At 70.5% G+C, this 25,133-nt stretch carries 22 protein-coding genes; 9 read left to right on the forward strand and 13 right to left on the reverse strand.

Annotated features, from left to right (window positions below; all coding sequences use genetic code 11):
• Positions 1–19: 19 nt before the first annotated feature.
• The 5 genes from OHO27_RS30080 to OHO27_RS30100 all read right to left on the reverse strand — a co-directional run bounded on the left by OHO27_RS30080 (position 20) and on the right by OHO27_RS30100 (position 6,419).
• Positions 20–1,276 carry a TIR-like protein FxsC gene (locus OHO27_RS30080; RefSeq protein ID WP_328428100.1) on the reverse strand — a complete coding sequence of 419 codons (1,257 nt, stop codon included), beginning with the start codon at positions 1,274–1,276 and terminating at the stop codon, positions 20–22.
• On the reverse strand, positions 1,273–1,929 hold the full coding sequence (locus tag OHO27_RS30085) for a TIR-like protein FxsC (RefSeq protein ID WP_328428101.1): 657 nt from the start codon (positions 1,927–1,929) through the stop codon (positions 1,273–1,275). The genes OHO27_RS30080 and OHO27_RS30085 overlap by 4 nt, the downstream gene beginning before the upstream one ends.
• 13 nt (positions 1,930–1,942) lie before the next feature.
• Positions 1,943–2,770 (reverse strand): aminoglycoside N(3)-acetyltransferase, encoded by an 828-nt coding sequence (locus tag OHO27_RS30090; protein ID WP_328428102.1) that lies wholly within the window; start codon positions 2,768–2,770, stop codon positions 1,943–1,945.
• Positions 2,767–4,968, reverse strand: a complete 2,202-nt coding sequence (locus OHO27_RS30095; protein WP_328428103.1) for an FxsB family cyclophane-forming radical SAM/SPASM peptide maturase — start codon at positions 4,966–4,968, stop codon at positions 2,767–2,769. Before OHO27_RS30095 ends, OHO27_RS30090 begins: the two co-directional genes overlap by 4 nt.
• A gap of 422 nt (positions 4,969–5,390) precedes the next feature.
• Positions 5,391–6,419: an MBL fold metallo-hydrolase gene (locus tag OHO27_RS30100; protein WP_328428104.1), complete on the reverse strand. Its 1,029-nt coding sequence runs from the start codon at positions 6,417–6,419 to the stop codon at positions 5,391–5,393.
• Positions 6,420–6,621: 202 nt separating this feature from the next.
• Between OHO27_RS30100 and OHO27_RS30105 the strand changes: the two genes are divergently transcribed.
• Positions 6,622–8,079 (forward strand): aldehyde dehydrogenase, encoded by a 1,458-nt coding sequence (locus OHO27_RS30105; protein WP_328428105.1) that lies wholly within the window; start codon positions 6,622–6,624, stop codon positions 8,077–8,079.
• Positions 8,080–8,081: 2 nt separating this feature from the next.
• Positions 8,082–8,315, forward strand: a complete 234-nt coding sequence (locus OHO27_RS30110) for a ferredoxin (RefSeq protein ID WP_328428106.1) — start codon at positions 8,082–8,084, stop codon at positions 8,313–8,315.
• 245 nt (positions 8,316–8,560) lie between these two features.
• On the opposite strand, the gene OHO27_RS30115 is transcribed toward OHO27_RS30110, so the two are convergent.
• Positions 8,561–9,187 carry a TetR family transcriptional regulator gene (locus OHO27_RS30115; RefSeq protein WP_328428107.1) on the reverse strand — a complete coding sequence of 209 codons (627 nt, stop codon included), beginning with the start codon at positions 9,185–9,187 and terminating at the stop codon, positions 8,561–8,563.
• Between the two features lie 210 nt (positions 9,188–9,397).
• Here OHO27_RS30115 and OHO27_RS30120 point away from each other — a divergent pair, with 210 nt between their 5' ends.
• The 3 genes from OHO27_RS30120 to OHO27_RS30130 all read left to right on the forward strand — a co-directional run bounded on the left by OHO27_RS30120 (position 9,398) and on the right by OHO27_RS30130 (position 12,823).
• Entirely contained in the window at positions 9,398–10,930 is a 1,533-nt protein-coding gene (locus OHO27_RS30120; protein ID WP_328428108.1) for a glycosyltransferase family 4 protein, read from the forward strand.
• A gap of 82 nt (positions 10,931–11,012) precedes the next feature.
• Complete coding sequence (locus tag OHO27_RS30125; protein WP_328428109.1) at positions 11,013–11,756, forward strand: class I SAM-dependent methyltransferase; 744 nt, start codon at positions 11,013–11,015, stop codon at positions 11,754–11,756.
• Positions 11,753–12,823 (forward strand): prenyltransferase/squalene oxidase repeat-containing protein, encoded by a 1,071-nt coding sequence (locus OHO27_RS30130; protein WP_328428110.1) that lies wholly within the window; start codon positions 11,753–11,755, stop codon positions 12,821–12,823. The genes OHO27_RS30125 and OHO27_RS30130 overlap by 4 nt, the downstream gene beginning before the upstream one ends.
• Positions 12,824–12,831: 8 nt before the next feature.
• Here OHO27_RS30130 and OHO27_RS30135 read toward each other — a convergent pair whose 3' ends face one another.
• Positions 12,832–13,125: a hypothetical protein gene (locus tag OHO27_RS30135; RefSeq protein WP_328428111.1), complete on the reverse strand. Its 294-nt coding sequence runs from the start codon at positions 13,123–13,125 to the stop codon at positions 12,832–12,834.
• Positions 13,126–13,423: 298 nt separating this feature from the next.
• Here OHO27_RS30135 and OHO27_RS30140 point away from each other — a divergent pair, with 298 nt between their 5' ends.
• Genes OHO27_RS30140 through OHO27_RS30150 form a run of 3 tightly spaced genes read left to right on the forward strand, consistent with a single transcriptional unit; the run spans position 13,424 to position 16,861 of the window.
• A complete protein-coding gene (locus OHO27_RS30140; protein WP_328428112.1) occupies positions 13,424–14,539 on the forward strand; it encodes a hypothetical protein in 1,116 nt (371 codons plus the stop codon).
• Entirely contained in the window at positions 14,536–16,131 is a 1,596-nt protein-coding gene (locus OHO27_RS30145) for a VWA domain-containing protein (RefSeq protein ID WP_328428113.1), read from the forward strand. Before OHO27_RS30140 ends, OHO27_RS30145 begins: the two co-directional genes overlap by 4 nt.
• On the forward strand, positions 16,118–16,861 hold the full coding sequence (locus OHO27_RS30150) for a hypothetical protein (protein ID WP_328428114.1): 744 nt from the start codon (positions 16,118–16,120) through the stop codon (positions 16,859–16,861). The genes OHO27_RS30145 and OHO27_RS30150 overlap by 14 nt, the downstream gene beginning before the upstream one ends.
• Positions 16,862–16,878: 17 nt before the next feature.
• Here OHO27_RS30150 and OHO27_RS30155 read toward each other — a convergent pair whose 3' ends face one another.
• The 5 genes from OHO27_RS30155 to OHO27_RS30175 all read right to left on the reverse strand — a co-directional run bounded on the left by OHO27_RS30155 (position 16,879) and on the right by OHO27_RS30175 (position 22,477).
• Complete coding sequence (locus tag OHO27_RS30155; RefSeq protein WP_328428115.1) at positions 16,879–17,889, reverse strand: LLM class F420-dependent oxidoreductase; 1,011 nt, start codon at positions 17,887–17,889, stop codon at positions 16,879–16,881.
• Positions 17,890–17,992: 103 nt separating this feature from the next.
• On the reverse strand, positions 17,993–18,796 hold the full coding sequence (locus tag OHO27_RS30160; RefSeq protein ID WP_328428116.1) for a DUF5336 domain-containing protein: 804 nt from the start codon (positions 18,794–18,796) through the stop codon (positions 17,993–17,995).
• Between the two features lie 164 nt (positions 18,797–18,960).
• A complete protein-coding gene (locus OHO27_RS30165; RefSeq protein ID WP_328428117.1) occupies positions 18,961–19,905 on the reverse strand; it encodes an N-acetylmuramoyl-L-alanine amidase in 945 nt (314 codons plus the stop codon).
• A 63-nt stretch (positions 19,906–19,968) separates the two neighbouring features.
• On the reverse strand, positions 19,969–20,619 hold the full coding sequence (locus OHO27_RS30170) for a class I SAM-dependent methyltransferase (protein ID WP_328428118.1): 651 nt from the start codon (positions 20,617–20,619) through the stop codon (positions 19,969–19,971).
• Between the two features lie 115 nt (positions 20,620–20,734).
• The gene (locus tag OHO27_RS30175; protein WP_328428119.1) at positions 20,735–22,477 is read right to left on the reverse strand and encodes an MFS transporter; all 1,743 of its coding nucleotides are present in this window, start codon (positions 22,475–22,477) and stop codon (positions 20,735–20,737) included.
• Positions 22,478–22,657: 180 nt separating this feature from the next.
• Between OHO27_RS30175 and OHO27_RS30180 the strand changes: the two genes are divergently transcribed.
• Positions 22,658–24,097, forward strand: coding sequence for an MFS transporter (locus OHO27_RS30180; RefSeq protein ID WP_328428120.1), 1,440 nt, complete (start codon positions 22,658–22,660; stop codon positions 24,095–24,097).
• 279 nt (positions 24,098–24,376) lie between these two features.
• Here the strand turns inward: OHO27_RS30180 and OHO27_RS30185 are convergent, their stop codons facing one another.
• Entirely contained in the window at positions 24,377–25,009 is a 633-nt protein-coding gene (locus OHO27_RS30185) for a response regulator transcription factor (RefSeq protein ID WP_328430597.1), read from the reverse strand.
• Between the last annotated feature and the right edge of the window lie 124 nt (positions 25,010–25,133).

Here is a 25,133-nt window from a genome sequence, read left to right on the forward strand (position 1 = left end):
CTCATCCGCGCCCTTCACGTCAGTCACTGGTTGGCCTCCGAACCCCGGGACTCCCCGCCGGGTCGGCCGACGGGCGCGGGGCAACATCCTGGATGGAATCGAGATACCGCAAATAGCAACTCTTCGCCAACTCCGCGAAGAGCCAGGCGAACGCATCGGCCTTCGGAATGCCTCGTGCGGCGGTACCGCGAGCGGTGCGGGGCATCTCGCCCAGATGCCGGTGCCGGGACAGCGTCGTCTCCAGCAGCGCCCGCAGTCGTGCCTCATTGCTCCGGGTCTGTGGGTCGTCCTCGGCCAGCACTGCCATCACCGCCAGCCACGGCCGGTCGGCCCGGACGATGTGCTGCACCCGCTCCGCGATCCTGAGATCGCCCAGTACCCACGCATCGACCACGAGCACTGAGGGAGCGATGGGCCTGACGGGTTCGCGCGCGGAACTGTCGTAGGCAATGCTCTCGTAGGCCTTTTCGAGGGGGATCAGTTCGGGCTCGAAGCCGAGATTGCGGGCGAGAGCGAAAGCCTGCTGGGTCAGCGTTCCACGCGCCGTGCGGTAGGGCCTCCATGACTCGGTGTCCGGTCCGTAGGAGACTGCCTCACGCCCCGGCGGGAGTCGGCCGGCGGTCGGCGCGACAACCGTGATTCGCAGGGTCGGCTTCGAGGGTTGGGCCGCGAACGCGTCCACCAGACCGCGGCGATCGGTCAGCCGCTCGATGCTGACTGGCCGCGTAGGTGTGTCCTCCCACGCCCGCGCGATGCGCTGGGCCAGTCGTCCCAGGACCGCGCCATAGGCGCGCTGGTCGTCCTCCTCCATCTCCATGAGCTGATAGAGGCCGGATTCGGCGTAGCGGTCCTGTGCGTGCTGTTCCTCGTCCCCGCCCTCGCGCGGCAGGTGCGTGGGGATATCGAGGGCGGCCATCGGCAGTGTGGTGCCATGGGTGGGCGGGATCCACAAAACGGGGACCACGGCCCGGCCGTAGTCGAGGCCCACGCGTCGCTTGAAAGCGGTCCACTGGCGTCCGCAGAGCGGATCGGTGAAGTACCGCGGTGAGTACAGAGGGACGAAGACACTGCTGGCTGTCAGCTTCGAGAGCCATCCATCGGATGCAGCGTCCGGACGGTCCACGTGACCGGCATGCTCCGCGGGCACGCCGGTCAGCCGGGCCACTCGCTCGCTGAGCTCCTCGAAGAAGGAGAAGACCGGCCGGTCGGCGTTGGCCCCCTGAGGCCCCGGCGTGCGGGCGTAGCTGAGGAAGAAGACCGGAGTCGAGTCCGTCATGAGTCCCCCTGAGTACGTGGCGCGAAGGCGTTGCTCAGACCGTCGAACAGGCTGACGTCGCAGGATTTGAGCCGGGCTGCCGTGGCGACGTCGACGATCCGCTCGGCGAGCCGCCACACGGTTCGCCGGTAGATGCGCCACTTGCCCGCCTCCATCAGACCCAGCAGCCCCATGCGCCGGTAGTCGTCTCCGAGGTCGAGGCTGTACCACTGGAACGGCTCGACGACCTCGGGCAGCACGATCCTGCCGGGAGACGTCCACAGCACCGGGACGATCGCGCTGACGGTGTAGCGCTCACTGCGGTGGTGCTCGGCCTGCCGTCGGAGGAAGCCGTCGAACTCGATCCCGCACCAGTGACTGGCGAAATAGCGAGGCGAATACACCGGCATGAAGACGCGGCAGGTCGCCAGCGCCTCCTTCAGATGCTTCTCCCACGCGCCGCCCAGGGGCATGCGCTTGTCGAGAAAGCCGATCGGAGTTTCCCCGTCGTGCGTGGTCAGTTGCAAGACGAACTGGGACAGCAGCGCATGGAATGCCTCCTGCCGTTCGTCCGGCGCACGCAGGCCTGCGGCGCCGGGCAACTGTGCATAACTGTGGAAAAAGTACAGATCCTGGCTGTCAGCCGGGCGGCCCGATAAGTGCGATTCGGTCACCAGCGCTGCCCCCTCAGCCCGTGCGGTGTTCCTTGAACCATTCCACAGCCAAGTCCACCGAATCAGCCAGAGGGAGGAGCCGGGCAATTCCTCCGCCCACCCGACCGCGCCGCACCACGCGCTGTCCCGTGTCCGTGCGCTGGTGCTCCAGCCACCCCCCGAGGCGCCCGAAGTCCCGGTCGTCCAAGGCCACGGCCTCGAACGACCGCCACTGTCGCCCGGGTTGACCGTTGGCCTTCCGGCCATCGGCGACCACACACTCGTAGACGCCCATGGGCGGGGCGGGCGAGCTGTACTCGCCGAGGTGAAAGGCCGTGCATGACTCGTAGCCCACCCCCAGCAGCAGGATGCGCGCCTTGAGCTCATAGAGGAGGTGCAGCGGAGAGTCTTTCCCGAGGGGGCAGTTGAGGGGGTGGCGCCGGGTGATGGCCTCGGCCCGCGGCCCCCACGCGGCCAGCGACGTCTGCGGGTGCGCGCTGCGCCGTGCCCCCGGCGTGGTGCGCACCAGTTCGGCGACGGCGCCCATTCCGGTGCTGGGCGTGATGGCGGGGTCGAACCCCGGCATGGCCTCCTGGAACGCGTCGATCTCCTGAGCGGTCATGCCCCTGGTGCGTTCGTGGTAAATGGGGGACGACAGGGAGTTGGCCGCTGTGAACGTCGGTACGACGATGGTCCCCTCGGGGCCGACAGCGGCGCGCAGAGCTTCTACGACTGTTGCCGCCCCTCGTTCAGTCGGGCCGATCCGGCTCAGTGAAGAGTGCGCCAGGACGATGTCGCCCGGACGCAGCCCGAGGGACCGAAGATCATCGGTGAGCCTGCCTCTTGTGTACGCCGCTGTCATGGGGCAGCGATCAGCGAGTCGGCGGCTGCTCTGATCTCCGTTGCGAGGCGCAGGCCGGTAGCAGCCGGGGCGGCGTCGGTCTCGGAGGCGAAGGCATCCAGGGCGGCGAGCGAGCGTTTCCCCCACGTGGCTGCCCGGTCCTGGGCGGTCGGCCCCGGACGGGTGTGCCATACGCGAGCCACGGCTAGGTGAGCGTACGCCTCCCGCAGCGCCGTTTCCTGCCCCGTGCCGCCGAGGTCGTGCAGGTCGCGGAGGGCCGCGAACTTCGCGTACTGCCATTCCCGGAGCAGGGCCAGGACGAGGTCCTGGGTGGTGCCGGGCGGTGCCAGCGCCAGCGCGCCGAATGGCGGTCGGGAAGCGTTCTGCGGCGGCTCACTGTCGAGGAGCACCAGTGTCTTCACACCGGCTGCCAGGGCGGCAGCCTGGTACGGGTGCTGATGGGAGAGGGCTGCCCAGGCCGCTTCGAGTGGCCGCCGCCATTTGGCCGCGAGGTCGGCCGGCGACCCGGCAGCCGTCGGGCGAAGGGTGTTCGACTCCAGTGACACGTCGAACCCCCCGGCCGAAAAGTTCTGTACGGGTTCCCAGATCGCCCCGCCGCCGTCCGCCCGCCACACGCGTCCGTCGTCGGTACGCACCCGGATCCCCTTCCCGGACGAGATGGATACCCCGTTCGGCAGCATCCGTAGCCGACCGACCGAGGGCAGGGTCAGGATGCCCGGGGTGCTCATGGGGACCGTGAGCTTCAGACGCTGCCCTGAGCGAAGTGCCGCGGCCAGGGCGATTCCCGCGAGGAATTCGGTGTCCGGCACGGCCTGCCCGCTTGTGTCGGCGGAGCATGCCGCCACCGCCCACGAGTGGACCGCGGGATCCGCGAGCACGAGGTCGAGGTCGGGACCGTCCAGGTCCAGCAGAGCCTGCCAGGTCTCCTCCGAGCCGACGCCGGCCTGGTTCAGATACGCCAGCATCGAGCGGCACAGGTCCAACTGGGCCTTCGACAGGCGCAGTACGGCCGCGTGCTCCGGTGCGCCGCCAGCAGTGAGCGCGCCGATGTCGGCTGGCGGCACGGCGAGCAACTGTGTCGCAGGGGTGGTCGACTGTATGTGCTGGATGAGCTTGAGCAGGTCGGCGCAGTACACGGAGGGGTTGACGAAGCCGGTCGCGGATCTGTGCCGGTGACCGTAGAGCCCTCCGCCGCAGATGCTCACCACCGGGCACGCCCTGCACTGGTCGGCCAGTCCGTCGATGCCGAGGCTTCGAGCCTGGAAGCCGGGGTGCCGGGCCGCCTCGTCGAAACTGTTGACCAGGACGTGATAGCCGGTCTCCGGGGCGCCCTCGGCCACCGTCTTGAGCCAGTCAGCCTGCTCGATCGCCCCGTCGGTCTCTATCACCAGGAGATCGGGAGTGCCCAGCCCGAGTGCCTCGGTGAAGCCGGGCTCGCCCATCACCGCTGCCTCCACGGACTCGAAGACGCGGATGCTGAACGGCCTGTCGTCCCGGTTCCACCGCTCGTACGCGGTGATCAGCCAGTCCGCGTAGTCCGTGGTGCCATACGGTCGAGCCGGTGGACGGTCCCAATTGGCGTGAGGGAGTAGGAAGTCCACGCGCGGAGGGCGTACGTCGGCCAAAGCGCCATAGACCGCCTCCGGGTCGTTGCGGACATCGACAGTGCACAACAGGCCCGCGAACGCGGGACGGTGGGCTGTCTGCCCGAGCAGTCGCAGCGCGCGCACCGTGTCGTCGTAGCTCCCTGATCCGTCGGCCCGCACCCGGTGACGGTCGTGGGACGCCCGGTCCCCGTCCAGGGAGACGCCCACGTGGATGCGTTCACGTACCAGCAGTGCGCAGAACTCGTCGTCGAGGAGCAGTCCGTTGGTCTGCATACGGAGGTCGAGTACTGCGATGCCGTCCAGTGAGCGGCGCAGTTCGCGGGCCAGGGCAGCGAGCCGTTCGGGTCCGGCGAGCAGTGGCTCACCGCCGTGCAGCACCACAGTCACCCGCTTCAGGCGGTGCGCTCGCGCGTGCTCGGCGATGCGCTCGGCGGTGGCCCGGACGATGCGCGGCGCCATCACCCGGGGGCGACGGCGCCAGCTCTGATCGGCGTGCTGATAGACATAGCAGTGGTCACAGGCGAGGTCGCACCTGCTGTGGACCTTCATCACGAACTGCCGGAATGGCCGTATCGCCACGAGCGCTGGCACGTCGTCCGCGTTCCGTCTCAGACGTTGGACTGAAATCCTGCGGACGTGGGGCTGTCGGTCGACGAGACCCGCATGACCTTTCGCTCACCTCGATGAGTCAGGCTCCACAGGGACACACGGTCAGGGCAGGCGGTGCTGCTCGCGGTACGACGGGCTTCACCCACTGGTCCTGCGGCGGCGCGGTTCTCTACGTCGCTTTGCATGACAGTTCCCCTCGGGTGATGCGCCCCGGAGCACCTGAAACCCGCATTTGTGTCGCTTCCCGTACTGGGTATTCCGGCAGCGGCGTCGGCAACTCGACACCTTCATGCTGCATTCGCGCAAGACCCATGACAAGACGACCTCCGGCCAACCGTTCGAGCGAAACGGCCTTGTGAGGAGCCCTTCGCCGCGACTGACCACCTGAACTACACCCGGTGTCCTCACACCGCCACGTACGTCACCGGCTCACTCCCCGTCACCGCCTCCGCCCGCCCCAGCTTCACCAGTCGCCGCACATGGGCCTCCGCCTCGGCGATCGCGATGTTCCGTGATCCGTACGGGATTTGGTCCCACGGCCGGTTCCACTCCATCCGTTCGGCGAGTTGCCAGGGGGTGAGGGGAGTGGCGAGGAGGGCGAGGAGGTCGGTGAGGCGGGTTTCGTGGTGGGTCAGCAACTCGCTTACGCGGGCAGGGGCGTCGGTGAACGTGTGCTGGTGGGCCGGGAGGATCTCGGCGGGGGTGAGGCGGCCGACGCGTTCGAGGGAGGCGAGGTAGTCGCCCAGGGGATCGGTGACGGTGGTGTCGTCGGGGTCCTCGTACAGGCCGATGTGCGGGGTGATCCCGGGGAGCAGGTGGTCGCCGGAGAACAGGCGGCCACGCCCGGGGAGTTGGGCCGGGTGGTGCTCCTCCAGGTGCAGGCAGACGTGCCCCGGTGTGTGGCCCGGGGTCCAGATCGCGCGCAGGTGGCGGCCGGGGAGGTCGAGGAGTTCGCCGGGGACGATCTCGTGGTCGGGGGCGGCGGGGGAGAAGCCGGGCAGGGTGCTCGGGCGGCGGGCCGTGCGCAGGGGGGCCACGTGCGCGTCGGGGGCGCCGGCCGCCGTGAGCTTGGCCGCCATGTAGGAGAACCAGCGCTCGGGGCGGGTGGTGCGGGTGCGCCGGACGATCGCCGCGTCCGCCGCGTGCATCGCGATCCAGGCGCCGGAGGCCTCGCGCACCTTGCCGGACAGGCCGTGGTGGTCGGGGTGGTGGTGGGTGATCACCACCCCCTGGATGTCGGCGGGCGCGGTGCCGCAGGCCGCCAGGCCCTCGGCGAGGGTGTCCCAGGAGGCCGGGTCGTCCCAGCCGGTGTCGATCAGCACCGGGCCGCGGTCGGTGTCGACGACGTAGACGAGGGTGTGGCCGAGTGGGTTGTCGGGGATGGGGACCTGGATGGACCGCACACCGCCGCCGTGGTCGTACACCTGCGCCATGGGCTCCCCAATCGCCGCGACACGTTTCCGGCCGACCCGGCCACTATAACTAGAACGCGTTTCGATGGGAGCCCGAGTCATCCATGTGCGGTCCGTGGACTCCTTGGAGTGGAACTGGTATCAGTTCAGGGATATCTGATGGCTCGTCAGAGTCAGAGTCAGAGCCAGAGTTCAGAGTCTCGCTCCAGGGGAGGCAGTCGCCATGACCGAGCTCGTGGAACACGGACAGCTGTTCATCGGCGGGGTGTTGACCGACCCCCTGGGCAAGGACGTCATCGAGGTGATCTCGCCGCACACGGAAGAAGTCATCGGACGCGTGCCGCACGCCTCGCCGGCCGACGTCGACCGGGCGGTCGCGGTGGCGCGCAAGGCGTTCGACGAGGGGCCCTGGCCGCGGATGAGCCTCGACGAGCGGATCGAGGTCGTCACGCGGATCAAGGACGCCATCGCCGTGCGGCACGAGGAGATCGCCCGCGTGATCTCCTCCGAGAACGGCTCCCCGTACTCCTGGAGCGTCCTCGCGCAGGCGCTGGGCGCGATGATGGTGTGGGACTCGGCGATCACGGTCGCGCGGAACTTCACGTACGAGGAGACACGCGACGGCGTGCTGGGGAAGATCCTCGTGCGGCGCGAGCCGGTCGGGGTCGTGGCCGCCGTCGTGCCCTGGAACGTCCCGCAGTTCGTCGCCGCCGCCAAGCTCGCGCCCGCGCTCCTGACCGGCTGCACGGTCATCCTCAAGCCGTCCCCGGAGTCGCCGCTCGACGCCTACCTCCTCGCCGAGATCGCGAAGGACGCCGGGCTGCCGGAGGGCGTGCTGTCCATCCTCCCGGCGGACCGCGAGGTGAGTGAGTACCTGGTCGGGCACCCGGGGATCGACAAGGTCTCCTTCACCGGGTCGGTGGCGGCGGGCAAGCGCGTCATGGAGGTCGCCGCCCGCAACCTCACCCGCGTGACACTGGAGCTGGGCGGCAAGTCGGCCGCCGTGGTCCTGCCGGACGCGGACGTCGAGGCGACCGTCGCCGGTGTCGTCCCGGCGGCCTGGATGAACAACGGCCAGGCATGCGTGGCCCAGACCCGGATCCTGCTCCCGCGCTCCCGCTACGACGAGTTCGCCGAGGCCTTCGCCGCGGCGGCCGGCGCGCTGGTGGTCGGCGACCCGCTGGACCCGGCGACACAGGTGGGCCCGCTGGTGGCGCAGCGCCAGCAGCGCAGGAACCTCGACTTCATCCGCATCGGACAGGAAGAGGGCGCGAAGATCCTGACCGGCGGCGGCCGTCCGGCGGGGCTGGAGAAGGGCTGGTACGTCGAGCCGACGCTCTTCGGGGACGTCGACAACTCGATGCGCATCGCCCGCGAGGAGATCTTCGGTCCGGTGATCTGTCTCCTGCCCTACGGCGACGAGTCCGAGGCCGTCAAGATCGCGAACGACTCCGACTACGGCCTGAGCGGCAGTGTCTGGACGGCCGACACCGCGCACGGCATCGAGATCGCCCGCCAGGTCCGTACCGGCACCTACTCGGTGAACACCTTCAGCCTGGACATGCTGGGCCCGTTCGGCGGCTACAAGAACTCCGGCCTGGGGCGGGAGTTCGGGCCCGAGGGGTACGGGGAGTACCTGGAGCACAAGATGATCCACCTGCCGGCCGGCTGGGAGGCGTAGGGATGGGCGACCGCTGGCACGTCGAGGTCGACCGGTCGGTGTGCATCGGCTCGGCCCAGTGCGTCCACCACGCCCCCGACGGCTTCCGCCTCGACACCGCCCGCCAGTCCCATCCGGCCGACCCGGAGACCGACGCGAACGAGACGATTCTGGCGGCGGCGGAGGGCTGCCCGGTGGAGGCGATCGTGGTCACGCTGCTGGGGAGCGGGGAGCCGGTGTTCCCGCCGGAGGAGTAGCGCCAGAAAATCCCTTTTCAGGGGGTTCATTTCCGGGCGAATGTTCTATTCTGGAAGTCGGCCTACGGGACGAGTGAGGGAGTCCGAACCGGAGTAGCCGACTCTGGCGAGAAGCAGACGGTTTCCGCTGGGGCCGACATCGACGGTCCGGGCTGAGAGGCCGGAAGGCAGCAGTCGGGCCGGAAGGCGACCCCCAGTACCTGATCCGGGCAATGCCGGCGAAGGGAACCCGTCTCGTAGGTCATTCACGCGTCCGGCGCGTCCGTGGGTGTCGTCAGGTCGATCAGCCGGCACACCGTCTCGATGTCGATCTTCACCTGGGCGATCGAGGCACGGCCCGACAGCCAGGTGATCAGCGCCGAGTGCCAGGTGTGCTCGATGACGCGGACCGCGGAGAGCTGCTCGGGCGTCGGGTTCTCCAGACCCATCGCGTCCAGGATGATCACCGTGGTCTGCCGGGAGACCTGGTCGACCTCGGGGGAGACGCTGCGGTCGGCGAACGTCAGGGCCCGCACCATGGCGTCGGCCAGATGCGGCTCGCGCTGAAGGGCGCGGAAGGCCCGCATCAGCGTCTCCGCGACCCGCTCGGCCGCCGTCTCCCCCTGCGGCGGCTTCTTCCGCAGCGTGCCGTGCATGTGCTCCAACTGGTCCTGCATCGTGGCGACCAGCAGATGCACCTTCGACGGGAAGTAGCGGTACAGCGTGCCGAGCGCCACCTGCGAGGACTCCGCGACCTCGCGCATCTGCACCGCGTCGAAACCGCCCCGGCTGGCGAGCTGCGCACTGGCGTGCAGGATGCGCCGGCGGCGGGCCTCCTGCCGCTCGGTGAGGGGCGGTGAGGCGGCGCTCGCGCTACTGACTTCCGCAGGCATGGATCCCGTTCCGTGACAGTCGGTGAGGGTGAGTGACCGGACAGAGCATGCCAGCGCGTCGGTCGTGGCGTGAATCACCTGATCCATCGCTCACAGCGGCGCTACCTGCCGGTAGATTCAGAGCCTCTTGAACGATCAAGTCTGAAACTTGTTCTAGATTAGCGTCCCGGCGTAATCTCGCGGGACAGTGCAGGGAGAAGGGGGCCCAGAGTGACCGCTGAGGCCAGGGAGGCCGGGTCCCCGAGGGACCTTGCCGCCGACGGCGAGCGACCGCTCGACATCGCGCTTCTCACCTATAAAGGGAACCCGTTCTGCGGCGGCCAGGGCGTCTATGTCCGGCACCTCTCCCGCGAGCTGGCCCGCCTGGGGCACCGCGTCGAGGTCATCGGCTCCCAGCCCTACCCCGTCCTCGACGAGGGCGCGGAGTACGCCGGCCGCCTGAGCCTCACCGAGCTCCCCAGCCTCGACCTCTACCGCCAGCCCGACCCCTTCCGCACGCCGAAGCGTGACGAGTACCGCGACTGGGTCGACGCGCTGGAAGTGGCGACCATGTGGACCGGCGGGTTCCCCGAGCCGCTGACGTTCTCGCTCCGCGCCCGCCGCCATCTGCGCGCCCGACGCAGCGAGTTCGACGTGGTGCACGACAACCAGACCCTCGGCTACGGCCTGTTGGGCGACGTCGGCGCGCCCCTCGTCACCACCATCCACCACCCCATCACCGTCGACCGGCAGTTGGAGCTGGACGCGGCGGAGGGCTGGAAGCGGCGGATGTCCGTACGCCGCTGGTACGCCTTCACGCGCATGCAGAAGCGGGTCGCGCGCCGGCTGCCGTCGGTGCTGACCGTGTCGGGCACGTCCCGCTCGGAGATCGTCGACCACCTCGGCGTCCGGCAGGACCGTATCCACGTGGTGCACATCGGCGCGGACACGGACCTGTTCTCGCCGGATCCCTCGGTACGGCAGATCCCGGGCCGCATCGTGACGACGTCCAGCGCCGATGTCCCGCTGAAGGGCCTGGTCTTCCTCGTCGAGGCCCTCGCCAAGGTCCGCGCCGAGCATCCCGACGCCCACCTGGTCGTCGTCGGCAAGCGGCCCGAGGAAGGCCCGGTCGCGCAGGCCATGGAGCGCTACGGCCTCGAAGGCGCCGTCGAGTTCGTCAAGGGCATCTCCGACGCGGAGCTCGTCGACCTGGTCCGCTCGGCGCAGGTGGCGTGCGTGCCGTCGCTCTACGAGGGCTTCTCCCTGCCGGCCGCCGAGGCCATGGCCACGGGCACGCCGCTCGTCGCCACGACCGGCGGGGCGATTCCCGAGGTCGCCGGCCGCGACGGCGAGACGTGTCTGGCGGTGCCGCCGGGCGACCCGGGCGCCCTGGCCGCCGGCCTGAGCCGCCTGCTCGGCGACCCCGAACTCCGCGACCGCCTGGGCGCGGCCGGACGCGACCGGGTCCTGCGCAACTTCACCTGGGCCAAGGCCGCAGAGGGGACGGTGTCCCGCTACCGCGAGGCCATATCCCGCTCAGGGGGTCGCGACGGGGGGCACAGGGGGGCCGGGGCAGACAAGGCGACCGAGGCGGCGCAGTCCGGCGATTCCGCACGTGTGACGGAAGTTGAGGTTGCCGTGGCGGGCGACGCCGTGCCGGTGGCCGAGGCCGCCGGGCTCGCAGAGGCCGTACCTGTGACGGACGCTGCCGCGACGGCCGCCGGAATCGGCCGAGCCGCGCGCGTGTCCGAGGCCGCCCAGTGACCGTCGTACACACGCCCGCCCACCCCCATCGCCCCAGTTGTTCCCCTCACCCCCACCCTTCCGACCGCGAAAGCAGGGCCACGTGCTGACCGTCGACTTCTCCCGGTTCCCGCTTGCCCCGGGGGACCGTGTTCTGGATCTCGGCTGTGGGGCCGGCCGGCACGCGTTCGAGTGTTATCGGCGCGGTGCCCAGGTCGTGGCGCTGGACCAGAACGCCGAGGAAATCCGCGAGGTCGCCAAGTGGTTCGCGGCGATGGAGGAGGCGGGGGAGGCCCCCGAGGGCGCCACCGCCACCGCGATGGAGGGTGACGCGCTCGCGCTGCCGTTCCCCGACGAGTCCTTCGACGTCGTGATCATCTCCGAGGTCATGGAGCACATCCCGGACGACAAGGGCGTACTCGCCGAGATGGTGCGGGTGTTGAAGCCCGGCGGGCGGATCGCCGTCACCGTGCCCCGCTACGGGCCCGAGAAGGTCTGCTGGACGCTCTCCGACGCGTACCACGAGGTCGAGGGCGGCCACATCCGCATCTACAAGGCGGACGAACTGCTCGCGAAGATCCGCGAGGCCGGCCTGAAGCCGTACGGCACCCATCACGCGCACGCGCTGCACTCGCCGTACTGGTGGCTGAAGTGCGCGTTCGGCGTCGACAACGACAAGGCGCTGCCGGTGCGGGCGTACCACAAGCTGCTGGTCTGGGACATCATGAAGAAACCGCTGGCCACCCGGGTCGCCGAACAGGCACTGAACCCGCTGATCGGCAAGAGCTTCGTGGCGTACGCGACCAAGCCCCACCTGCCCCGGCTCTCCGAGGCGGCCGCCAAGTGACGACCCCCCGGACAGAACACCTCGTCCTGCCCGGGGTCCTCACCGCCGAGCAGGCCGCCGCGACCGTCGCAGGGATCCTCGCCGTGCAGCGGGAGGACGGGGCGATCCCGTGGTTCCGTGGGCATCACCTCGACCCGTGGGACCACGTCGAGGCGGCGATGGCGCTGGACGCGGCCGGTGAACACGCCGCCGCCGAGCGGGCGTACACCTGGCTGGCCACCCACCAGAACGAGGACGGCTCCTGGTACGCCGCCTACCAGGACGGGGCCCACGACGACGTCACCGACCCCGGGCGCGAGACCAACTTCGTCGCCTACATTGCCGTAGGCGTCTGGCACCACTACCTCTCCACCGGCGACGACACGTTCCTGGACGGGATGTGGCCGTCCGTCTACGCGGCCGTCGAGTTCGTCCTGAAGCTCCAGCAGCCGGGCGGGCAGATCGGCTGGCGGCGCGATGACGACGGCACGGCGACAGCGGACGCGCTGCTGACCGGTTCGTCGTCGATCCACCACGCGCTGCGGTGTGCGCTCGCGATCGCCGAGCAGCGCGAAGAGCCGCAGCCGGACTGGGAGTTGGCGGCGGGCGCGCTACGGCACGCGATCCGTCGGCACCCGGAGCGGTTCCTCGACAAGAACCGGTACTCGATGGACTGGTACTACCCGGTGCTGGGCGGGGCGTTGACGGGCGCCGAGGCCAAGTCCCGGATGGAGGAAGGCTGGGACCGGTTCGTCGTGCCCGGACTCGGAGTGCGGTGCGTCGTGCCCAACCCGTGGGTGACGGGCGGCGAGTCGGCCGAACTCGCCCTGGCCCTGTGGGCGATGGGCGAGTCCGACCGGGCACTGGACATCCTCCAGTCGATCCAGCATCTGCGGGACCCGGAGAGCGGCCTGTACTGGACGGGCTACGTCTTCGAGGACGCCGCTGTCTGGCCGCTCGAACTCACGACCTGGACGGCCGGTTCGCTGTTGCTGGCCGTCGCCGCGCTGGGCGGGCATGAGGCGACGTGCGCGGTGTTCGGCGGGGATCGCCTGCCGACCGGGCTGGACCCGGACTGCTGCGGCTGACGTCGGGGTCAGTGGCGGTGGACCCGGTTGGCGATGGCGTGGCCCACGAACAGGTACACGACCGCCGCCAGGCCGTACCCCGCCACGACCCTCGCCCACTCCTCGTCGAAGGTGAACAGATCGTGGGACCACCCCGCCAGCCAGCGGGCCGCGTCGTGGACGAACTGGACGAAGTCGTTCGCCCGGTTGGCGTCCAGCAGGTACATCAGGATCCACATGCCCAGGATGAGGGCCATGACGTCAGCGACGATCGCTATGGCCGTGCCGGCCTGATTGGAACCGTTGCGATATCTAGGGGACATGCCCTGCGGGTAGCCCGGGACGCGTGACTGAAACCCTTGACCAAAACTCGCGGTTGAGCATTCCGGCTGGAACCCGAACGGGTCCTCACGTTCAACTGGCGTTTCCCGTAAGGTCGTTCACCCGTCATCGCGATCACCGACGATCCTGCCCCAGCCACGGGGGGAGACGCAGGTGCCCGCGAACAGACCCGCTTCCGAAGAGCCCCGCTTAGCCGTCAACAGACCCCCGCGCGCCCGCCCGCGCCGCAGAGTGCTTGCGCTCGCGCTGCCGGTCCCGATCGTCGGCCTGATCCTCCTCATGGCCACCGGGAACCTGCTGTTACCGCTGCGGCAGGTCGTCACCATAGAGGCGAAGATGGCCTCCAAGCGGGACTTCTTCCAGGACCCCGAGGTCGAGCGGCTTTTGATGAAGCACGGATTCCGCGTGCACATCACGAGCATGGGCTCGCGCGAGATCGCCAACCAGGACTTCGAGGGATACGACGTCGTCTTCCCCTCCGGTCAGCCCGCGGCCGACCTGATCAGCCGCGAGCGCGCCGCGGTGAACCGCCCGGTGCTGCTGTACCGCCCGTTCGTCAGCCCCATCGTGCTGGCCACGTACCGGAGTTACGCGGAGACGCTCGACAGCTACGCGAACGAGTCCGACGACGCGGACATCGCCGACGCGCAGCCGAACCCGGGCGGCCGACCGATGTACTACACCCTCGACATGACCCCTTTCGTCAAACTCACCGAGGACGACAGGCGCTGGAAAGACATCGGCATCGGCCGGCACGGAGTCGAGAACTCCAACAAGATCCTCGCCCAGACCTCCGACATCTGTGAGTCCAACTCCGCCGGCACCTACCTCGGCCTCGTCGCCTTCGTCCAGAACGAGAACGACGCCCCGGACGACGAGAAGGAGGCCGCCCGGGTCGCCCAGGAGATCAAGCCGCTCCTCGTCGAACAGGGCCTGCCGTCCTCCGAGCGGGCGGAAACGTATCTGTCCCCCGACGGGCAGAGCATCGCCCCGATCTCCGTGATCTACGAACACCAGTTCCTCGCCCACCAGATCCGCCACCAGGCCGAGAAGGGCAAGACGGACGACGACCGCGTCCTGCTCTACCCCTCCACGCGATTCGTCACCGAACCCCAGCTCGTCGCCCTGACCGGCGAAGGCGCTCGGCTCGGCGAACTCGTCAGCGAGGACCCCGAACTCCAGCACCGCGCCATGGAACTGGGCTTCCGCGCCCGCAACAGCAACAACGGCGGCACGACCGGCGACGAACTCACCGAGTTCCTCACCCGGCGGCACATCCCCGTGCCCACCACCTCGTCCAACGACACCCGTGCGGTGCTGCCCCCGCTGCCCCTCCTGGAACAGATGATCAAGACGGTCGGCGACTGCCCGGACCGGAAGGGCGACGTCCAGTGAGGCGCGGGGCAGGCCCGTTGGTTCCCTGTCTGGCGCTCTGCCTGACCCTCCTGGCCGCCGTACTCACCGCCTGCTCGGGCGACGACGGCGACGAGCCCGTCCGGCTGCGCGTACTCGCCAGTCCCGACCTGGCCGTACTCACCCCACTCCTCGGCGAGTTGCAGCAGGAGACCGGCGTCGACCTTCGGCTGGACCTGCGGCCCGACGCCGAGACGAAGGCACCGGACCGCGACCGCTACGACCTCGCCTGGCTGTCCTCCGACCGCTATCTGCGGCTTACCGCCAGGAGTGCGGTCCAGGGGTTGCAGCGCACGGCGACCATGACATCCCCGGTGGTCATCGGACTGAAGCCCGACGCGGCGCGCAAACTCCGCACGGAGATGCCCGGCGGTCGGCTCACCTGGGCGGACATCGCGGACGCCGCCGCCACGGGCACCGTCCGCTTCGGGATGGCGGATCCCCGGCAGTCCGCCAGCGGGCTTGCCGCCCTGGTCGGCGTCGCCACGGCCGCGGCCGGCACCGGCGGGGTACTGCGCCCCGGCGACGTCTCCTGCGACCGGCTGCGCGGCTTCCGCTCCGGCCAGGCCCTCACCGCGGACACCTCGCCGGACCTCGTCGACACCTACGTCGACCACCAGGACGAGGCCAACGCCCTCATCACGTACGAGTCCGACCTGCTCGCCCTCAACGCCACCGACCGCCTCGACGACCGCCTGGAGGTCGTCCGCCCCGAGGACGGCATGGTCCTCGCCGACTTCCCCCTGCTCCTCCTCGACGCCTCGCACCGCGCCGCCTACGCGAAGGTGACCGAGTGGCTCCAGCGCGACTCGGTGCAGCAGGAGATCATGCGGCGCACCCTGCGCCGCCCCGTCAGCACCACGGTCACCCGCGACCCACAGCTACGCGAGCCGGTCGGCAACGCGCTCTACTTCCCCGACCAACTCACCGTCATCGAAACCCTGTTGGCGGACTACGGCGACCCCGACCGGCGTACCGCCAGCCAGGTCGTCTTCCTGCTCGACTTCTCCGGCTCGATGCGCGGCGAACGGATGACCGCGCTCCGCAAGGCCTTCGCCGACCTGAGCGGCGCCGACTCCACGGCCTCCGGCAAGTTCGCCCGCTTCTACCGGGGCGAGCGGCTGACGGTGGTCCGCTTCGGCGGCCGCGTCCTGGAGGAGAGGACGGTCACCGTCACCGGCCCGAAGGACCTGCGGACGCTGGCCGACATCGTGGCCCGCGGCGGCTACGGCGACTCCACGGCCGTATGGTCCGCCCTCGACCACGGCTACCGCACCGCAGCCCGCGAGCTGGCGGACGACCCCGACCGTGCCGTCTCACTCGTCCTCATGACGGACGGCGAGAACAACGCGGGCCTTGCCTATGCGGACTTCGTACGCAGCCACCAAGCACTCCCGGCCCCCGTCCGCACCGGCGTCCACACCTACCCCGTCCACTTCGGCGACGCCGACGCGGCAGAACTGCGGCGCGCGGCGGCGCAGACGGGCGGGCGGATGGTGGAAGCCGCCGACTCCTCCCCTTCCGCCCCTTCCTCCCTTTCCGAGGCGTTCAAGGAGATCCGTGGCTGTCACTGACGCACTGTGGTGGAGCATGTGGTGGCCGTGGATGACGGTCTGGCTGGCGACGGCCGTCGGAGCGGTGGTGCTCGCGGCGGTCCTGGTACGCCAGTCCCGCGAGCGGCGCCGCCGGATGCGCCGGTGGCAGTCCGCGTACAGCATCTGCCTGTACCTGGACGAGCAGTCCGTCATGGACCTCTACGAGATCGGTAACTACCGGTCCGCGCTGGAGGAGGCCGTGGAGCTGCGGACGAAGGTCGACACGAGTGTCGGCATCTGGACCCGCTTTCTGGCCTGGCTGTTCCGCGCCAAGCGGGACGTCAGCCAGGAGACGTTCCGCAAGTTCGTCCGCAAGGACAAGCCGATCAACGTGATCGGCATGCTCATCGACGCCTTCGAACGCGCCGACGTCATCGTCCACGCCGACCTGCCCACGATGACCGTGGTCCCCAACCGCGTACTCGCCGACCGCCTCGGCGACGATCGCGAAGTCTCCCTGAGCCGCATCGGGGAGTTCGTCTCGGTACGAGCGGAGTTCACGCGCGTACCGGACGTGCCGGAGGGCTTCGTCCTGCGCGCCGAGTACGGCGACGATCAACCCCCCGTCTACATGCGAGTCGTAGCCTCCGGCAACGCCCGTCGCTCCATCCCCGCCGGCACGTTCACGGCCCGCTGCCTCGGCAAGATGACGGGCTGGCGCGAGGAGACTCGGGAGGCGACGCTGGAGGCGCTGGCGATCTTCTGGTGACCCGTCCTGCGTCCGGCTCAGGAGTTGAGCTCGGCGAGCACGCGCAGCGTGTGCGGATCGGGCGCGAGGACCAGCAGATCGGTCACGGGCCCCTTGCGCCACAACTCCAGCCGCTCGGCGATGCGTTCACGGGGCCCGACGAGGGAGATCTCGTCGGCGAAGGCGTCGGGCACGGCGAATACGGCCTCCTCGCGCCGCCCGTCGAGGAACAGCTCCTGGATCCGCCGGGCCTCCTCCTCGTACCCCATCCGCGCCATGAGGTCGGCGTGGAAGTTGCGGGCCGCGTGGCCCATGCCGCCGATGTAGAGGCCGAGCATGGCCTTGACGGGGAGGAGACCCTCGGAGACGTCGTCGCAGACCCGCACGCGGGCCATGGGGGCGACGAGGAAGCCGTCGGGAAGATCGCCGACCGCCTCCCCGTACACGTCAGGCCTGCTCGGCGACCAGTACAACGGCAGCCAGCCGTCGGCGATACGGACGGTCTGGGCGACGTTCTTCGGCCCCTCGGCACCGAGGAGTACGGGCAGGTCCGGGCGCAGGGGGTGGGTGATCGGCTTCAGCGCCTTGCCGATGCCGGTGGCGTCCGGACCGCGGTACGGATGGGAGTGGAAGCGCCCATCGACCTCGACGGGCGCCTCGCGCCGCAGCACTTGCCGTACGACATCGACGTACTCCCGCGTCGCGGTCAACGGCGACTTCGGGAACGGCCTCCCGTACCAGCCCTCCACCACCTGCGGCCCCGACAGCCCGAGCCCCAGCATCATGCGGCCGCCGGAGAGGTGGTCGAGCGTGAGGGCGTGCATCGCGGTGGTGGTGGGGGAGCGGGCGGCCATCTGCGCAACGGCCGTGCCGAGCTTGATCCTTGAGGTCTGCGCGGCGATCCAGGTCAGCGGCGTGAAAGCGTCGGAGCCCCAGGACTCCGCGGTCCACACGGAGTCGTAGCCGAGCTGCTCGGCCTCCAGGGCGAGGGGTACGTGGTCCGCGGAGGGGCCGCGGCCCCAGTAACCGAGTGCGAGCCCGAGCCGCATGTCCGCCTCCTGACGGTACGTCAGATGTGCTTGGAGGCTTGCGACTGTACGACGACGGCCCCTCACCGGGAAGGGTGAGGGGCCGTACGGGACGCTCAGGGGCTCAGCCGCGCTGAATACCCGAGGTGTCCTGCAGCACGCCACGGCGGCCGTCCTGCGTCTGCGCGACCAGGGCGGCGCCGCGCTGCTCGACGGCCAGGTACCAGGTGCCCGGCGCGAGTTCGGCGATCGGGGTCGGCGAGCCGTCCTCTCCGAACAGCGGGCGCGGCACGGGCACGGCGAACCAGAACGGGGAGAAGTCCCCGCCCGTCGCCGGAGCCGGCGCGCCCGGCTGCGGCTGGCCGCCACCGAAGGGCTGCCCCGGCTGCGGCTGACCGCCGTAGGGCTGCTGCCCCGGCTGCGGCTGCTGGGCACCCGGGTAGCCGTAACCACCCTGCGGCTGGCCGCCGTAGGGCTGGGGGGCGGCGGGGCGGGGAGCCGGGAGCAGGGCGGCCTGGAGGGCGGGGACGAGGGGGGTGGCGATGGCGGCGCCGGCGAGGGCCAGGGTGGCGATCAGGCCGAGGATGAGACCGACGCCCGTGTTTTCCGCGTCGATCGTCCACCACAACAGCGACCAGGCGGCCGCCACGCTCAGGCCGACACCGAGGGGGCCCAACTCAAGTCCGGCGACCTTGCGCGGCTGGGGCAGTAGGTGGGCGACCACAATGAGTGCGGCGCCGATCACGCCGGTCATGTACGTACCGAGCCCGAGGCCGATGCTCACGTCCCAGGCGTTCGGAACGTTGACGTTCTCGCAATAGGCTTCCGGGCCGTCGCAGCTGGCAACGCCGAGGAACGACGCGATGAACAGCAATACCGCTGCTCCGATCACCACGCCGTCGCCTCGAGTGAGGGAGCGGATATTCACTTCAGGTCCTTCGTCAGTCGTCTCAACATCGGCATCGCTGGAGGCGTCGCTGTCACCATGTCGCCGTCAGGCCCCGGTGTGAAGCGCGGGGGTGGCCCCTCATCGTAGGAATGACCTTATCGTCCGACCGACGAGGGTGTCCGCCGGGATCAACCCGTGGACCATTACCCGCGCAGGAAATCCGCGATTCCCTCAGAGATCCCTCGCGCAGCCTTCTGTCGCCACGCCCCACTGGTGAGCAACGCCGCGTCCTTGGTATCGCGCATGTTGCCGCACTCGATGAACACCTTGGGAACCGTTGACAGATTGAGACCGCCGAGGTCCTTACGCGTGACGAGGCCGGTGCCGTCGCCGATGTAGTTGGAGGGGGCGTTGCCCGTGACGCGGACGAAGGAGCCGGCGATGCGCTCGCCGAGGTCGCGGGAGGGGGCGACGATGGGGCCGGTGTCGGCGGCGCCCGCGTCGACCTCGCCGGGGAGGATGACGTGGAAGCCGCGCTGGCCTGCGCCGGCGCCGTCCGCGTGGATGGAGACGACCGCGTCGGCGTCCGCCTTGTTGCCGATCTCGGCGCGCTCGTCGACGCAGGGGCCCCACGAGCGGTCGCCGTCCTGCGTGAACTTGACCGTGGCGCCCTGCTTCTGGAGCAGCGTGCGCATCCTGTGGGCGACGTCCAGGGTGAACTTGGCTTCCGTGTAGCCGTCGTTGGTGGACGTCCCCGTGGTGTCGCACTCCTTCCAGTTCGTGCCGATGTTCACCTTGCGGTTGATTTCGGCGGTGTGCTGGAAGTTGTTCGGATTGTGGCCCGGGTCGATGACGACGACCTTGCCCTGGAGGGGGCCGGAAGCGGACGTGGAGTCCGCGGTGGGGGTCGGCCCCGGCGGCTTGTCGTCGTTCGTGGAGGAGACCGTCGGCGTCGAGTCCGACCGGGGCGAGGACGGCTGTACGGCAGCGTTGCCGGAGCCGCCGCCGTCGCCCTGGGCGCCCAGCGCCTCGTACATCACCCACCCGAGCAGGGCCCCCGGCACCAGCGCGGCGACCGCGACGGTCAGGGTTCGGCGCCGGTTGCGGCGGGGCTGGGGAGGATCGAAGTCCGGACCTACGTACGACACGCCTGACACCTTACGGGCCGAACATGGCCTTCACCGGGAGGCACGGTCGAGCGGCGTCAGAGATCAGACGCCCGAGCCCGTCCGCTTCAGCACCCGCAGCGATTCCGTCACCGACACCTCCGTGAACGCTCCGGACTCCAGCGCCCGCAGATACACCCGGTACGGCGCCTGCCCGGTGAACTCGTCCTCCGGGTCCGGGAACACGTCGTGGATGACGAGCAGGCCGCCCTCGGCGACATGCGGGGCCCAGCCCTCGTAGTCGGCGGTGGCGTGCTCGTCGGTGTGGCCGCCGTCGATGAAGACGAGGGCGAGGGGGGAGTTCCAGATCTTCGCGACCTGCGGGGAGCGGCCGACGAGGGCGATCATGTGCTCCTCCAGGCCGGCCCGGTGCAGGGTCCGGCGGAACGTCGGCAGCGTGTCCATCACGCCGAGCTCGGGGTCGACCGTCTCCGGGTCGTGGTACTCCCAGCCCGGCTGCTGCTCCTCGCTGCCGCGGTGGTGGTCGACCGTGAGGGCGGTTACGCCTGCCTCGCGGGCGGCGTCGGCGAGCAGGATGGTGGAGCGGCCGCAGTAGGTGCCGACCTCCAGGAGGGGGAGGCCGAGGCGGCCGGCCTCGACGGCGGCCGCGTACAGGGCCAGGCCCTCGCCCGTGGGCATGAAGCCCTTCGCGGCCTCGAACGCGGCCAGGATCTCGGGCTTGGGGGCCGGGGTCATCGGGGTCCCTTCGGTCGTACGAGCAGGTGGGGCCCATCGTGCATCACACCCCCCGTCAGGTGGGTGACGGGGGGTGTGATGGCGGCCGGGCGGGCCTCCGGCCGGTGACGTCTCCTCAGACGGTGACCGTCTCCTCCGGCAGTGGCAGGTCCACATCCACCGCGCTGTCGTCGCCCGCGTGCGTCGCCGAAGAGGCGAGCGGCCCGTGGCCGTCGGCGCGGGCGGCCAGGACGTAGGCGCCCTGGGTGGGGACGGTGAGGGCGTAGCTGCCGTCGTCCCCGGAGAGGGTCGCGCCTGCCTGACGGCCGCGGCGGTCGATCAGGGTCACCTTGGCGCGGGCCACCGGGGTGCCCTCGGCGTCCAGGACGCGGCCGCGGAAGCCGCGCAGCGCCTCCTCGGCGCGTTCCAGGTTGGCGTCCTCCTCGCTGCTGGCGCGCAGCTGCGGGTGGGCCGCGGCCGGGCGCTGCTTCGGGAGGAAGAGGGCCAGCAGGAGGCCGACGGCGACCGCGGCGGTCGCGATCAGGAAGGAGACGCGGAAGCCGTGCATGGTCGGGACCTCGACGCCGCCGACGTTGTTCGCGGTGTTGGCCAGCACCATGCCGATGACGGCGCTGGAGACCGACGTACCGATGGAACGCATCAGCGTGTTGAGGCCGTTCGCCGCGCCCGTCTCCGAGGCCGGGACCGCGCCGATGATCAGGGCGGGGAGGGAGGAGTAGGCGAGGCCGATGCCCGCGCCGAGGATCACCGCGATGACGAGGCTCTGCCAGGGGGCGCTCATCAGGCCGAGGCCGGCGCCGTAGCCGATGGCGATGATCAGCATGCCGAGGATCAGGGTCGTCTTGGGGCCGTACTTCGCCGAGAGGCGGGCGTAGACCGGCGCCGTGAACATCATCGTCAGGCCCAGCGGGGCCACCAGCAGACCCGCGACGACCATGGACTGGCCGAGGCCGTAGCCGGTCTCCTTCGGCAGCTGGAGCAGCTGGGGGAGGACCAGGGAGACGACGTAGAAGCTGACGCCGACCATGATCGAGGCGAGGTTGGTGAAGAGGACGGCCGGGCGGGCCGTGGTGCGCAGGTCGACCAGGGGGGCCTTGGTGCGCAGCTCGTAGACACCCCAGAGGAGGAGGGTGGCGGCCGACGCGCCGAACATGCCGAGCGTGGTGCCGGACGTCCAGCCCCAGTCGCTGCCCTTGGTGATGGGGAGGAGGAAGAGGACGAGGCCCACGGTGAGGCCGAGGGCGCCGAGGTAGTCGAAGGAGCCCTCCGCGCGGAGCTTGGACTCCGGTACGACGGCGAGGGTGAGGACGATGGCGAGGACGCCGAGGCCGGCGGCGCCGTAGAAGAGGGCGTGCCAGTTCGCGTTCTGGGCGACCAGGGCCGCGGCGGGCAGTGCGAGTCCGCCGCCGACGCCGATCGAGGAGCTCATCAGGGCCATGGCCGAGCCGAGCTTCTCGCGGGGCAGCATGTCGCGCATCAGGCCGATGCCGAGCGGGATCGCGCCCATCGCGAAGCCCTGCAGGGTGCGTCCGACGATCATGGGGAGCAGGGTGCTGGTGAACGCGCTGATCAGCGCGCCGACCACCATCACGGACAGGCTGGCTATGAGCATGCGCCGCTTGCCGTAGAGGTCACCGAGGCGGCCCATGATCGGGGTGGCGACGGCGCCCGAGAGGAGAGTCGAGGTCAGGACCCAGGTGGCGTTGCTGGGCGCGGTGCTCAGCAGCTGCGGCAGGTCCTTGATCACGGGGACGAGCAGGGTCTGCATTACCGCGACAACGATGCCCGCGAAGGCGAGGACCGGGACGAGGGGGCCGGTCGCTCCGCCGGTGGGCTTTTCGGTCGTCGTTTGTGTCATGTGTACCTCGAACTCCGTGTGCCTGGGCAACTATTCCGATGCTTTGGGTCACTAACGAAATCTTGACCTTCTCTTGGGGAAAGGGGGGCCGGCGGGCGCTGGTCGCCCCGGCGGCCCAGGCTGACTGGGTCATTGGCCTAGGGCGAATTCCCGATGCCAGGAGCGTCTGTCGTTGAGAGCATGACAGGCATGCTCGAAGCCGCCGACGTCACCCGTGCCCCCCGCCGAACCGCGCCGCCCACCTGGCTGGTGGTGGCGCTCGCCTGTGCGGGGCAGTTCCTGGTCGTGCTCGACGTGTCCGTCGTGAACGTGGCACTGCCCTCGATGCGGGCCGACCTGGGGATGAGCGCCCAGGGACTGCAGTGGGTCGTGAACGCGTACGCCATCGCCTTCGCGGGGTTCATGCTGCTCGGCGGACGGGCCGGGGACCTCTACGGCCGTAAGCGGATGTTCCTCGTCGGGCTCGGGGTGTTCACCCTGGCCTCGCTGGCCGGCGGGCTGGCCCAGCAGGAGTGGCAGCTGCTGGCCGCGCGGGCCGTGCAGGGGCTGGGCGCGGCGGTGCTGGCACCCTCGACGCTGACGATCCTCACGGCGGCGGTGCCGGAGGGGGCGGCCCGGGCGCGGGCCATAGGCACGTGGACCGCCGTCGGCGCGGGCGGTGGTGCGGCGGGCGGGCTCGTCGGCGGGCTGCTGGTGGAAGCCCTGTCGTGGCGCTGGGTCCTGCTGATCAACGTGCCGGTGGGCGCGGTCGTACTGGCCGGTTCCGTGCTGTGGCTCTCGGAGAGCCGGGCCGGGGACCGGCGGCGGCTGGATCTGCCGGGGGCGGTACTGGTGACGGCGGGGCTGGCGACGATGGCGTACGGCATCTCGCAGACGGAGGCCTCCGGCTGGACGGCGGCGGCCACGGTCCTGCCCCTGCTCGCCGGGGTCGCGCTGATCGGTGTCTTCTTGGTCGTGGAGTCGCGTACGGCGGCGCCGCTGATGCCGCTCGGGCTGCTGCGGGTGCGGGCGGTGTCGTCGGCGAACGCGGCGATGTTCCTGTGCGGGTCGGCGATGTTCTGCATGTGGTACTTCATGACGCTGTACGCGCAGAACGTGCTGGGCTACACCCCGCTGGAGGCCGGTCTGGCGCTGGTGCCGAGCTCGCTGGCCGTGATCCTCGGCTCCAAGCTCGCGCCGCTGCTCATGCGGTGGTTCGGCCCGCGCACCGTCGCGGCCACCGGCACGCTCGTGGCGGTCGCCGGCTTCGGCCGGCAGTCGATGCTGAGCGTGGACGGCGCGTACCTGACCTCGATCATGGTGCCGGGCGTCCTGATGATGCTCGGCGCGGGCCTGGCGGCGACACCCCTCGCGGCCCTGGCCACGTCCGGCGCGGAGCCGGGGGAGGCCGGCCTGGTCTCGGGTCTCGTCAACACCTCCCGCACCATGGGCGGTTCACTGGGCCTCGCGGTCCTGTCGACCCTGGCAGCGGCCCGCTCGGGCGGCAGCGACACGCCGGCGGCGCTGACGGAGGGGTATGCGCTGGCGTTCCGGACGGGGGCGGGGGTGCTGGCCGGGGGAGCGGTGCTGATGGTGGTCTGGCTGCCGCGGAGGGGACGGGGCAGTGAGGGGGTGAGGTGACGCGGGGGATGTCGGCTCGGCATTGCCGCGGGGTGGTTCGGGCGGGGGGTTGCGGTCGCCCGTGACTGGCGGCCGGTGAAGCTCAGGGGTCGGGGGAGGCCAGTTCGGCGGGAGGGCGGCGCGGTCGGGCCGGCGTCCGGTGCCTTCGTCTCCGCGTCTGCGGTGGCTCGGTGGTCGGCTACCGGGGCCGGGCGGGCGAGTGCCTGTCACCGGCAGAGTGGCGGAACGGCGCCCCGGCGCCGGCCGACCCGGACGAGGTCCTCGCAGGGACGAGCCCCGCTACAACCACCCCTGCTGCCGGGCCTCCCGCGTCGCCTCCATCCGGTTGCGCGTACCCGTCTTGCCGATCGCGGAGGACAGGTAGTTGCGGACCGTCGACTCGGAGAGGTGGAGCCGGGTCGCGATGTCGGCGACCGTCGCGCCGTCCGTCGAGGCGTTGAGGACGTCGCGTTCGCGGGCGGTGAGGGGGTTGGGGCCGGCGCTCAGGGCAGCCGCGGCGAGGGCCGGGTCGATCACCGTCTCGCCGGTCAGCACGCGGCGGACGGCGGCCGCCAGTTCCTCCACGGGGCCGTCCTTGACCAGGAAGCCGGCGGCGCCCGCCTCCATGGCCCGGCGCAGATAGCCGGGGCGGCCGAAGGTCGTCAGGATCAGCACCCGGCAGTCGGGGACCTGGTCGCGCAGCTCGGCCGCGGCGTCCAGCCCGCTGCGGCCGGGGAGTTCGATGTCGAGGAGAGCGACGTCCGGGCGGTGGGTGAGGGCGGCGTCCACGATCACGTCCCCGGCCCCCACCTGCGCCACGACCTCGATGTCCGGCTCCAGCCCGAGCAGTAAAGCGAGTGCCCCGCGCATCATGCCCTGGTCCTCCGCGAGCAGCACCCGGATGGACTTGGCGGGCCGGTGCTCCCGCGGCATCTCGTTCACGGGGCAAGAGTAGGGCGCCCGGGGTTCGGCGGACCGTCCCCGGTCAGCGCGAAAAGTGGTTGCCGAGCTGAGCCACGGGCGCGCCCGCCTCACCGGCCCCGACAGGGCCGGCAGC

It is taken from the genome of Streptomyces sp. NBC_00443 (assembly GCF_036014175.1).
GTDB lineage: Bacteria > Actinomycetota > Actinomycetes > Streptomycetales > Streptomycetaceae > Streptomyces.